We start from the raw sequence: 11884 nt of genomic DNA, 5'->3' as shown, positions 1-11884 counted from the left end.
ACCGCACCGACCGGGCCGAAGCCGACGGGTACCCCCGCACCGCGAGAGCACCCATCCGCCGGCAGCCGCGTACGGCGGGGCGGGCCGACCCACCACGGGCCGACCCACCGCGGCCGAACCCGGCACCACCAGCCGAAGCCACTCGATGCGGGACGGCTGGGGTGTGGGGTGCCGCCCGGCACCCCACACCCCCGGCACCCCCGCCCGCCGCCGGAACTACTCCGTGGCGATCGCGTTCAGCACGTTCATCCGGCCCGCGCGGAACGCCGGTATCAGCGCCGCGAACAGCCCCACGAACGCCGACCCGATGAACACCCCGACGATCGTCGGCCACGGGATCTCCAGGACGGTCAGCCCTTCCAGCGCCAGCAGCTGCTGCGCCGTCGCACCCCAGCCCATGCCCAGCCCGAGCCCCAGCAGCGCGCCGAACAGGGCGATCACCACCGACTCCAGCCGGATCATCCGCCGCAGCTGCCGCCGCGACAGCCCGATCGCCCGCATCAGGCCGATCTCCCGGGTGCGCTCCACCACCGACAGGGCCAGCGTGTTCACCACACCCAGCACCGCCACGATGATCGCCAGCGCCAGCAGCCCGTAGATCATGTTCAGGAGCTGGCCGATCTGGCTCTGCAGGGCGTCCTTGTAGTCGGCCTGGTTGCGCACGGTGTACTGCGGATAGTCGTCCAGCGCCGACTTCAGCGCCGTGTACGCGGCCTCCTCCTGGCCGTCCTTCGCCGCGGCGAAGACCAGCATGTCCAGCGGCATCTTCTCCGCGGGCACGTACTTCGCGAGCGTGTCGATCGACGTGTACATCGCGCCGGCGTCGATGACGACATCGCTGCTGGTGATCGCCCGGACCGTCAGCTCGGCCGTACGGCCGCCCTCGAAGGCCACCGAGATCTTCGACCCGATGCGGACGCCGTGGTCCTCGGCGAACTTCTCGTGGACGGACATCGAGTCCGGACGGTAGGCGTCCGCCAGCTTCCCGGCGACCGTCTCGGTGCGCATGTCCGTCGCGTAGGTCGGGTCGGCAGCCGTGATCGCCGTCTTCTCGAGCTTCTTGCCGTCGGGAGTGGTGAAGTCGGCCTCCATCCACTTGTACTCGGTGACCCGCTCCACCCCCTCCGCGGACCGCACCGCCTGCACCGCCTGCGGCGTGATGAGCTGCCCGCTGTCCGACTGCACGATGAAGTCCGTGCCGACCGACTTGTCGAGCTGTTCCGTCGCCGAGGCCACCATCGACGACCCGACCACCGACAGGCACGCCACCAGCGCCAGCCCGATCATCAGCGCGGCGCCCGTGGCACCGGTACGACGCGGGTTGCGCAGCGCGTTGCGCTCGGCCATCCGCCCGACCGGCCCGAACACCCGCAGCAGCACGGCACCGAGCACCCGCACCACACCGCCGGCGAGCACCGGCCCGACCACGACGAACCCGATCAGCGACAGCACCACACCGAGACCCAGCCACAGCGAGCCCTCGCTCGCCTTGTCCGCGGCGGCCGCGAGGAAGAGCGACCCCACTCCGGCACCCGTCAGCACCAGGCCCAGCACGGCCCGTACGACACCGGCCTTGGCGTCGGCCGGGGCACCGGCGTCGCGCAGTGCGGCCATCGGGGAGACCTTGCCGGCCCGCCGCGCGGGCAGGTACGCGGCGAGCACGGTGACCACGACGCCGAGGACCAGTCCGGCCACCGGGGTGGTCCAGGCGACGGTCAGATCGTCGGTGGACAGCTCCATGCCCATGGAGCCCATGAGCTCCATCAGCCCGATCGCCAGGCCGACGCCCGCGGCGACACCGAGCACCGAGCCGACGAGCCCGAGCAGCAGCGCCTCGACGAGCACGGAGCGGTTGACCTGCTTGCGCGAGGACCCGATGGCCCGCATCAGGCCGATCTCACGGGTGCGCTGGGCGACCAGCATCGAGAACGTGTTGATGATCAGGAAGACGCCGACGAGGAACGCGATCCCGGCGAAGCCGAGCATCGCGTACTTGATGACGCCCATGAACTCCTCGACGTCGGCGGCGTTGGCGTCGGCGACCTCCTTGGCCGTCTGCACCTTGTACGCGCCGCCGAGCCCGGCCGAGACGTTCTTCTTCAGCTCCGCGTCGCTGATCCCGGCCGCCGCCGTGACGTTGATGTTCGTGTAGACGCCGCTCGCGCCGACCAGGGTCTTCTGGGCCGTCTCCGTGTCGAGGTAGAACATCGCGGCACCCGGGTTGGTGACCGTGAACTCGACGATGCCGGAGATCTTCGCCCGGTGCGTGCCGACGACGCTGATGACGCCGATCTCGTCGCCCAGCTTCAGACCGTGCTTGTCGGCGGTGTCCGCGTCGACCATGACCTGGTCCGGTCCGCGCGGCGCCTGCCCGGAGGAGAGCTTCATGGTGCGGGCGTCATTGGCGTTCCAGTTGCCGACGATGGTCGGGCCGCCGCTCGTGGGCGACAAGCTGTCCTTGTCGGCGTCGACGACGGTCACCGAGGTGGAGAAGACGGTGCCCTCGGCCGACTTCACCCCGTCCGCCGCCCGCACGTCCTCCAGCACGGAGGCGGGCATGACGGGCGGCTTGCCGGTGTCGGAGGTGGTCTCACCGGTGTCCGAGGAGTCCTTCGTGCTGACCGTGACATCGGACGCGGTCGCCGCGAACAGCTTGTCGAACGTCGTGCTCATCGTGTCCGTGAAGACGAGCGTCCCGCAGACGAACGCCACCGACAGCAGCACCGCCACCGCGGACAGCGCCATCCGCCCCTTGTGCGCGACGAAGTTGCGCATCGAGGTCTTGAGGACGGTCATGACGTACGCCCCCGCGCGTCGAAGTCCTTCATGCGGTCGAGCACGCCCTCGGCGGTCGGCTGGTGCATCTCGTCGACGATCCGGCCGTCCGCGAGGTAGAGCACCCGGTCCGCGTACGAGGCGGCCACCGGGTCATGGGTGACCATGACGATGGTCTGGCCCAGCTCGTCGACCGACCTGCGCAGGAAGCCGAGCACCTCGGCGCCGGCCCGGGAGTCGAGGTTGCCGGTCGGCTCGTCCCCGAAGATGATCTCGGGCCGGGCCGCCAGCGCCCGCGCCACCGCGACACGCTGCTGCTGGCCGCCGGAGAGCTGGGTGGGCCGGTGCTTGAGCCGCCCGGCGAGCCCGACGGTCTCCACGACCCGGTCCAGCCACGCCTTGTCCGGCTTGCGGCCCGCGATGTCCATGGGCAGCGTGATGTTCTCCAGCGCGTTCAGCGTCGGCAGCAGGTTGAACGCCTGGAAGATGAACCCGATCCGGTCCCGCCGCAGCCGGGTGAGCTTCTTGTCCTTGAGCCTGGTTATCTCGGTCTCGTCCAGGTAGATCTCACCGCTGGTGACGGTGTCGAGCCCGGCCAGGCAGTGCATCAGCGTCGACTTGCCGGACCCGGACGGACCCATGATCGCGGTGAACCGCCCCCGGTCGATGTCCACGTCGACGTGGTCGAGGGCGACCACCCGGGTCTCCCCGGACCCGTACGCCTTCACGACCTGCCGCGCCCGCGCGGCAACGGCCGTAGGCCCTCCAGTGCCCCCGGTCCTGGGAATGCTTACAGCCGTTGTCACGGTATGTCTCCTAAGTCGGTCAGTGACGGATACGAGAAGTCGTCACTTCGGTATGGATGCGAAGCAAGGAAGCGGTCCCACGCAGGACGTCGGACGTGGCGTGCTCGGTACATCGACGAGTCTGGCGTCCGAGGACGGTCCGCCGCGCTGGTGCCGGACCCCGTCTTCTGCTGGGGATAACCCCACCCCCCGACCTGCGGTCCGTACGACCCCCGTACGTGCCGACCGCTCCCCAGCGACGTAAGGACAGGCTAAGGACGATGTCGCCCCCGGCTCGTCCTCCGGCGGGACGAACCCTCCCCGGTCCGTAGTACGGAGATACCCCTAAGGGTCTCCACCGACAGGTGGAGCGGATCTCAGGGTTCCCTCCGCCCACCGGCCCACCCAGCGTCCACCCTCCCCCTGCGGGAGGCTCAAGTGGCAAGCTGTCGGCGGCCGATGAGTGCAGGGGGAAAGGATTCCGGTGGGCGACACGAGACCGGCGACACGCGACACCGCACAGCGCACCGGGACCGCCAGACGCGGGGCCGTGGTCGCCGCGCTCATGCTCGCCATGGCCCTGGCCGCGCTGGACGGCACGATCGTCTCGACCGCCGTCCCGCAGATCGTCGCCGACCTCGGCGGCTTCTCGATCTTCTCCTGGCTGTTCTCCGGCTATCTGCTGGCCGTGACGGTCACCCTGCCCGTCTACGGCAAGCTCTCCGACACCTTCGGCCGCAAACCGGTGCTGATCGCGGGCGCCGCACTGTTCCTGCTCGGCTCCCTGCTCTGCGCCCTCGCCTGGAACATGGCCTCGCTGATCGCCTTCCGCATCGTCCAGGGCCTGGGCGGCGGCGCCCTGCAGGGCACGGTCCAGACCCTGGCGGCCGACCTCTACCCGCTGAAGGAACGCCCCAGGATCCAGGCCAGGCTCTCCACGGTGTGGGCCACGTCGGCGGTCGCCGGCCCCGCGGTCGGCGGACTGCTGGCGGCGTACGCGGACTGGCGCTGGATCTTCCTCATCAACCTCCCGGTAGGAGCGGTGGCGCTCTGGCTCCTCGCCCGCCACCTGCACGAACCCCAGCGCAGGACAGCGGCCCCGCGTCCCCGCATCGACTGGGCGGGCGCTCTCGCGGTCTTCCTCTGCGGCAGCGTGCTGCTGACGGCGCTGGTACAGGGCGGGGTCGCCTGGGACTGGCTGTCGGGCCCGTCACTCGCGCTCTTCGGTACGGGCCTGGCCCTGGCCGCCGCGGTCGTGGTGATCGAACGCAGGGCCGCCGAACCGATCATCCCCGGCTGGGTGTGGCACCGCCGTACGATCGCCGCGGTCAACCTGGCCCTCGGCGCCCTCGGCCTGATGATGGTGGCCCCGACGGTCTTCCTCCCCACCTACGCGCAAGCGGTCCTGGACCTGGACCCCATCACGGCCGGATTCGTCCTCTCCGTCTGGACCCTGAGCTGGCCGATATCGGCGGCGCTCAGCCAGCACGTCTACCGCCGGATCGGCTTCCGCGACACGGCGATCCTGGGCATGGGCACCGCCGCCCTCCTGCTCCTGGCCTTCCCCTTCCTCCCCTACCCCGGCGAGGCCTGGCAGCCGGCCCTGCTGATGCTGCTCCTCGGCGCGGCCCTCGGCCTCTTCCAGCTCCCACTCATCGTGGGCGTGCAGTCGACGGTCGACTGGGCGGAACGCGGCACCGCCACCGCCTCGATCCTCTTCTGCCGCCAGACCGGCCAGACGGTCGGCGCGGCGGTCTTCGGCGCCGTCGCCAACGGAGTGCTGGCCGCGCGGCTCGGCGGTTCCCACGACCTCGACTCGGTGACGCAGGGGCTGGACGCGGGCACGGCCACGGAACCCGTACGGCGGGCGGTCGCCGACGCGGTCCACGCGGTCTACCTGGGCGCGGCGGGCGCGGCGGCGCTGGCGTTCCTGGTCCTGCTGACGCTGGCGCCGCGCCGCTTCCCGGTCCTGAAGGACTGAGCACCGCGCAGTACGGCCAGAAGCAGCAGGCCCCCGGCGCCACCGGACCTCCCGTTCGCCGGCAGACCGGCGGACTTCGTCACCTCTCCCGTTCGAACCAGTCCCTGGCCTCCGGGAGGAACAGCAGCACCACTGCCGGCAGCCCGAGTGCGACCCGCAACGCCGCGTCCACGAACGCGGCGGGATCCTCCGCGCCGAAGACCTGGTCGAGCGATCCGACGACGACGAACACCATCAGCACGATGGTCGTCATACGGACCCCGCCCCGCGCCCTGCCGTCGTACGTGACAGCGAGCAGCGCGCACACCCACACGAGGAGCCAGGGCGCCAGCAGTTCACCCATCCCGTGATACGTGAGCCCGTCCTGCAGGGCGAGCAGGACCACCACCCCGACGAACGCCAGGGAAAGCAGAAGCAGTTGAGCCGCGCGCACCTGCCGAGGCGGAACAGCCTCACGTATCTCACTCATCGCCGTCCGCCCTCACACCCGGGTCACATCCGCCTCACAGACATGATGACGCACCACGCCTCCCACAGGCACCCGGTGCCCGGCCGACCGGTACGGAGCCGGCAACCCCGTCACTCCACCGGCGCGTTCCCCGTCAGAGACGTCAGACTCGCCCGGATGTGATCCATGTGAGCACGCACGTTGTCCTCCCGCTCGCCGTGCTCGCGCAGTACCCGGTCCGTCTCCCGGGCGATCCGGTCCTCCCGGACCCGGGCCCCGGCGACCAGCTCCGCCGCCCGGGCCTCGGCCTCGGCCTGGAGCTGCGCGGCGGACTCCTCCGCGTCGGCGAAAGCACGCCTGGCCTCGGCGAAGGCGGCCTCCGCACGCTCCACGAGCTCCGTGTGACGGGCCTCCAGCGCGGCGGCCCGTTCGGCCTCCTCGCGCTCCGCCCGCGCCCACCGCTCCGCGTGCTCCGCCTCCTGCTCGCCGAGCAGCTCCTCCGTGCGCTCCCGCACCTCCCGCAACCTGGCCAGCGCCTCGCCCCGGTTCTCCTTCACCTCGCGCCGCGCCGCGATCCGTACGTCGTCCGCCTCGGCCCGCGCCGCGAGCAGCACCTGACGCGCCCAGTCGTCCGCCTCCGCGCGCACCCCGTCGGCGTACGCCCGCGCGGCCTCCCGCACCCGGTTCCCCTCCGCCTCCGCCTCCTCGGCGGCCCCCTCGGACTCCCGGCGGGCGTCCGCCCGCACCGCCCCGGCCTGCTCCACACCCAGCTCGAAGATCTCCCGGGCCCGCCCGCCGAGCGCCTCGTACGTCTGCGGGGCCAGCCGCGCCACGGTCTCCCGCAGCCGGACCGCGTCCTCCTCCATCTCCCTGGCCAGCACGGTCAGCCGCGCGGCCCGCTCCCACGCCGCGTCCCGCTCCGCGGAGAGGGCCGCCTCGTACGCGTCGACCTGCTCGGGACGGTAACCGCGCCGTACGACCCCGAAGCCGTACCGCGCCAACGGCTCGCCGCTCATCCCTGGACCCCTCTCCGCCGTACCCACACCACATGACGACCATGACGACCGCGACCCGCTGAACAACGACAAGTCGCGCACATCTTGGTGGATCAGACGGAAGTGTCCATAACGCGACACTCCGCCTGCGGGTAACGGCGGACGGGCACACACGAAGGGGGTACACGGCTAGGGGCACAACGCCGAAGGGCCGGGCCGGTCGTATGACCGGCCCGGCCCCCTAACGGGTGAGGAACGGATGCGGCACGGGGAGCCCCTCAGCGCTCCGCGTCAGCGCTCCGCCGCAGCGCTCCGCGTCAGAACGGCGCGACAGAATGACGCGTCGGAGCGACGCATCACAGCAGCCCGTCCCACATCTGCTCCAGCAGCACCGACCACCAGCTCTCCGGCGAACCGAGCGCCGCCGGGTCCAGCGCGGCCAGCTGCGCCTGGAAGTCGACGGTCCAGCGGCCCGCCTGCTCCTGGTTCAGCCCGTACCGCAGCCGCCACATCCGGCCCAGCAACGCCAGACAGCGCTGGAACTCGGGCAGCCCCGTGTTCACGAACTGCGGCGGCACCGGAGCACCGCCCGGCCCGGCCTCCACGGGCACGGCCACGATGTGCGCCGTCCCGTACTGCACACAGAGCGCCTTGCCGAAGTCACTGCCCACGACCAGGTACGAGCCCGCGTCCGGAGCCGGCTGGACACCCCGCTCCTGCGCCAGCTCCGCCAGCGTCGGCACCGGCCGCCCCGGCTGCGCCTGCGCCCAGAAGAACGGACCCATGTCGACGGGCAGTCCGGCCACCACCAGCGTGTGCGCCACGATCGGCGGCACACCCTGCCTGGCCACGGCCTGCTGGTCGAACCGGAAGATCCCCGGACCGAACGCCGCACCCAGCTCCTGCGCGACGCCCTCCGGCGGGACCAGCGGCGCGGGCTGCACCGGCGGCAGCGGCGCCCGCACCGGCGCCGGCCGCGCCGGGCCGTCGGCCACCTCGTGCAACTCCCCCTGGTGCGCCAGCAGCTGGGCCATGCCCTGCTGCCGCGAGGCGTGATCGGTGCCGTACGGCGCGATGGACGTGATGCGCGCGTTCGGCCACTGCTCACGGATCATCCGCGCACAGTAGGCGCCCGGCAGCTCGCACGACTCCAGCTCCGTGTGCAGCTCCAGAACCGCCTCCGGCGGGACGTTCAGACCGCGCAGCTCATGGAAGATCTGCCACTCCGGATGCGGCATGCCCGGCGCGGACCGCCGGATCACCTGCTGCTCGGAGCCGTCCGGCGCGCGGAACCGCAGCACCGCCTGGTAACCCGGACCGACGGTCGGCTGCCCGGCGGGCTGCTGCGGATAGCCGTACGCCGGGGCTGAGACCGGAGCGGAGATCGGGGCGGAGACCGGAGCAGCGGCCGGGGGCTGCCCGGGCACGGCCTGCGGCGGCACGCCCGGAGGCATACCAGGCATACCGGGCGCGCCGGGAGAGGCAGGCGGGACAGGGGGACCGGAAGAAGCGGGCGGACCGGGCGGACCGGGCGGGCCGGGCGGGCCGGGCGGCTGCGGGACGCCGGGCGCATGCGGGCCGGCGACCGGGGGGCCGGCCAGCACGGTCTCGGCCTGGTGGACGGACCCGGGAGTGCCCGGCGCACCGGGCACACCGGGGGCACCCGGTGGCTGATGCGCGCCCGGGTGGCCGACCGGGGGACCCGCCAGCATCGTCGGCGCATGGTGCACACCACCCGCAGGCGTACCGGTCGGAGGCGCCGGAGGCCCCGGAGGTCCCGGAGGCTGCGGAACGCCCGGCGGGCCGGGAGGCGCCGGAGGCTGCTGCGGCGCATTCAGGACCGCGGGGCCGCCGTTCGTGCCCTCGGGATCCTGCGGACCGAGCTGGGAGACGAGCTGCGTCGGCACGTACCCGCCCGCCGGAGTGCCCGGAGCACCCGGGCCGGACGGCGGAGGCATACTGCCCGGCCGCGCCGACGTGCCCTGCGGCTCACCGGGAGCGGACGTACCGAAAAAGGGAGTTCCCGGAGCGGGAGTCCCCGGAGCGGGCGTACCCGCAGCGGGAGTCCCCGGCGCAGGCGCACCCGCAGCGGCGCCCGCACCCCCCAGGGAAGCACCGGTGGCGGCATCCGGCATCGCCCCGGGCGGAGTAAGTCCCTCGTCAGGGGCCAGGCCCTGGACCGGGGCCGGGGCCTGGACCGGGGCCTGGACCGGGGCCGGATCCACAACCGGAACCGCGTCCGAGACCAGCTCCGGCGCCGGTCCCTGCTCCGGCTCCGACCCCGACTCCGGCCCCGACTCGCTCAACTGCGACGCGAACACGGTCTCCGGCAGGGGCACCGAACGGTCCTCCTCGGCACCGGCGTTCGTGTCCGTCCCCGCCCACGGCGTCGCCCCGGCGGGCACCCCCGGCAGGCTGTCCCCTGGCGACCCCGCCTGCGGCGTCCCGGCCGGCGGAGACCCGGCCTGAGGAGACCCGGCCTGCGACGACGCATCCCGCGACGATGCGTCTCCCTGGGGCGACGCATCCCGCGGAACCGCACCCTGCGGAACCGCATCCCGCAGAACCGCATCCCGCAGAACCGCGTCCTGCGGCGAACCGTCCCGCGGAACCGCGTCCCGCACCTCGCCGGTCCCGCCCGCGGCGGGCCACCGCGTGGCGTCGCCCGGCCCGCCGCCCCCACCCTCGGACGCACCCGCCCGGCGATCCGGAATTCCCAGCTTGTCGGCCGCCTCCTGCAACCACTCCGGCGGAGTCAGCAGGAACGACGTCTGGTTCAGATCCACCCGGGCAGGAGGCTTCGGTGCCGCCGGCGCCGGGACGGCGTCCGTACGGCCGTACTCCTCCTCGTACCGCCGGATCACCTCACCCACCGGCAGCCCCGGCCACAGTGTGGCCTCACCGCTGTCCCGGGCGATCACCAGCCGCTGCGCACCGCCCTCCGACCGCGGACCGTCCGCCCGGTCCTCGGCCCACACCACGAACCCCAGCTCGAACTCCCGCACCCGCACCTCACGGTGCTGGTAACCAGGCACGTCCCCGTTGATCCACTCTTCCGCACGCTCCTGCGCCTGCGCGAAGGTCACCATCGCGACGCTCACTCCCCCATCGAAGAGACGGGCACGGCACGCGCGAAGCCACCGTCCACCATCAGGTTCGCCACGGTCTCCAGCTCCGGCGGATTGCCCGCGAGCCGAGCCAGGAAGGCGTCGAAGTCGTCACCGCACGGCAGCAGCAGCCGCTCCACCCGCTCGGCCGGCGTCCACGAGGCATCCACGTCACGGGCGTCGTCGTACGCGCAGAACCACACCGACCCCGCCCGGTCGCCCCGCACCTTCACGGTCAGCAGACCGCCCTGTACGAAGGCCACACCCAGGTAGTCCTTCGTCAGATGGTCCCGCAGACACTTGTTGACGTACACGAGGTCGTTGACCGCCGCCTCGTCCCGCACCGTGAAGAACGGCTGGTCCACCAGCAGCCCCAGCTCGGCGTCCAGGGCGACCCCCACCGGAGCGCACCCGCCCGCCGCCTTCAGGAACGACCGGTACGCCCCCGGAAGCCGGTACCCCAGGTCCTCCTCCACGGCCAGCACCTGCTGCTCCGTCACCGACACCAGCGACTTCGGCAGCCCGAAGTGCGCCGGCCGGGTGTCCTGCAACGGCCGCGTACCCCGCTTGCCCTGATCGACCGCCGCCGTCGCCACCCCACCGTGGTGCCGCAGCAACGCCTTCACCTCGACCGGGACCAGCTCCAGCCGCCGGCTCCCCACGACGTGGTGCCAGGTCCAGCCGTGCGGAGTCGCCACCGACGGGATCGTGTCCCACAGTTCATGACCGGACGCCGCCAGCGCGGCGTTCGCCGACACATAATCCGTCAACCTCAACTCGTCGACCCCGAACCCTTCCGGGGGATCGGCGATCTCCGCGGCGGCACGCGCGTACGGCGAGAAATCCGGGAAACCATGCGCGTCAACACGCACACCCCTCGGATGACGCGCGGCCCGGACCGGATCCGGGAACTGCACGACCTGCCCGGCGTAGGCCGCGTTCGGCGGCGCGGCTCGCTGCCCGAGCCGACCTGTCGTCATGGCGGTTGCCCCCTGCGGCATTCTGTACGGCTGTGGTGGATCGCTGGATCGATCGCGGTTGCCGACAGCCTAAGCGGTACGGCGACACCGGTCACCGGAGCTCCGCTTCCGTGACCAGCCGTCACCTCGCGGTGACGGAGTGGCCAAGCCCGGGCGTGTCGAACGGACCCAGCTTCCGCTTCAGCCACGGCGTTTGGCAGTCTGTGTCCGCTGTCGTGGGGATGACAGGGAGGGGATGACAACCATGAACGCAACACAGACGAACGCACTTGGCGACCCCCGGGTCGGCTGGAGCGCCGCCGAGGCACCACACGCTCCCGCCCTCCTTCACCGCCGCGACGGCATACTTCCCACCGTCGCCGCCGCCCTCTCCGTACGCGGCGCCACCCTCACCGGCACCGCCGCCCGCAGCGACACGCCGCCCTCCCTCCACCCCCTCGTCCAGGACTTCCTGGACTCCCTCGCCGCCGACCGGCGCGACCGTTTCACCGGCCGCTGCGCCGAGGCCATCCTCATCTCCCGCCACATCACGGCCGTCGACGCCACCCGCAGCAAACGCGCCTCCCGCAGGCCCATGACCAACGGCGAGGCCCGCAAAGCACTCAAACACGCCAAACTCACCGCCCGCCGCATCCGCGAGGACGGCGACCCCCTGCACGGCAGCTTCGCCGCCCCCTGCCGCGCCTGCGAAGCCCTCAGCGCCCACTTCGGCGTACGCATCGTCGACCCGGCCCAGAAACCCTGACCCGCACCACGACACCTCCTGAACACAACGCACACCACGCACCACGGCGGAAGCCGCCACCGGCGCCC

Annotated in this window: 8 protein-coding genes; 2 read left to right on the top strand and 6 right to left on the bottom strand. The window is 72.3% G+C overall.

Annotation, left to right across the window (positions count from 1 at the left end):
• Window positions 1-216: 216 nt before the first annotated feature.
• The gene (locus tag IE242_RS19835) at window positions 217-2796 is read right to left on the bottom strand and encodes an ABC transporter permease (RefSeq protein ID WP_189861084.1); all 2580 of its coding nucleotides are present in this window, start codon (window positions 2794-2796) and stop codon (window positions 217-219) included.
• Window positions 2793-3581: an ABC transporter ATP-binding protein gene (locus IE242_RS19830; RefSeq protein WP_189861082.1), complete on the bottom strand. Its 789-nt coding sequence runs from the start codon at window positions 3579-3581 to the stop codon at window positions 2793-2795. Before IE242_RS19830 ends, IE242_RS19835 begins: the two co-directional genes overlap by 4 nt.
• A 463-nt stretch (window positions 3582-4044) precedes the next feature.
• Here IE242_RS19830 and IE242_RS19825 point away from each other — a divergent pair, with 463 nt between their 5' ends.
• Window positions 4045-5541 (top strand): MFS transporter, encoded by a 1497-nt coding sequence (locus IE242_RS19825; protein ID WP_189861080.1) that lies wholly within the window; start codon window positions 4045-4047, stop codon window positions 5539-5541.
• A 79-nt stretch (window positions 5542-5620) separates the two neighbouring features.
• Here the strand turns inward: IE242_RS19825 and IE242_RS19820 are convergent, their stop codons facing one another.
• From IE242_RS19820 to IE242_RS19805, 4 genes are all read right to left on the bottom strand, one after another.
• Window positions 5621-6010 (bottom strand): hypothetical protein, encoded by a 390-nt coding sequence (locus tag IE242_RS19820; protein WP_189861078.1) that lies wholly within the window; start codon window positions 6008-6010, stop codon window positions 5621-5623.
• A gap of 110 nt (window positions 6011-6120) precedes the next feature.
• The gene (locus IE242_RS19815) at window positions 6121-7005 is read right to left on the bottom strand and encodes a cellulose-binding protein (protein ID WP_189861076.1); all 885 of its coding nucleotides are present in this window, start codon (window positions 7003-7005) and stop codon (window positions 6121-6123) included.
• A gap of 335 nt (window positions 7006-7340) precedes the next feature.
• A complete protein-coding gene (locus IE242_RS19810; protein ID WP_189861276.1) occupies window positions 7341-10073 on the bottom strand; it encodes an SUKH-4 family immunity protein in 2733 nt (910 codons plus the stop codon).
• Between the two features lie 8 nt (window positions 10074-10081).
• On the bottom strand, window positions 10082-11071 hold the full coding sequence (locus tag IE242_RS19805) for an SMI1/KNR4 family protein (RefSeq protein ID WP_189861074.1): 990 nt from the start codon (window positions 11069-11071) through the stop codon (window positions 10082-10084).
• Between the two features lie 235 nt (window positions 11072-11306).
• Here IE242_RS19805 and IE242_RS19800 point away from each other — a divergent pair, with 235 nt between their 5' ends.
• The gene (locus IE242_RS19800) at window positions 11307-11816 is read left to right on the top strand and encodes a YwqJ-related putative deaminase (protein ID WP_373299542.1); all 510 of its coding nucleotides are present in this window, start codon (window positions 11307-11309) and stop codon (window positions 11814-11816) included.
• The last annotated feature ends 68 nt before the right edge of the window (window positions 11817-11884 follow it).

The sequence above is a fragment of the Streptomyces poonensis genome (assembly GCF_014650915.1).
GTDB classification, from domain to species: domain Bacteria; phylum Actinomycetota; class Actinomycetes; order Streptomycetales; family Streptomycetaceae; genus Streptomyces; species Streptomyces poonensis.
The sequence above is the reverse complement of the archived record's forward strand: the minus strand, read 5'-3'. Positions and strand labels throughout refer to the sequence as shown.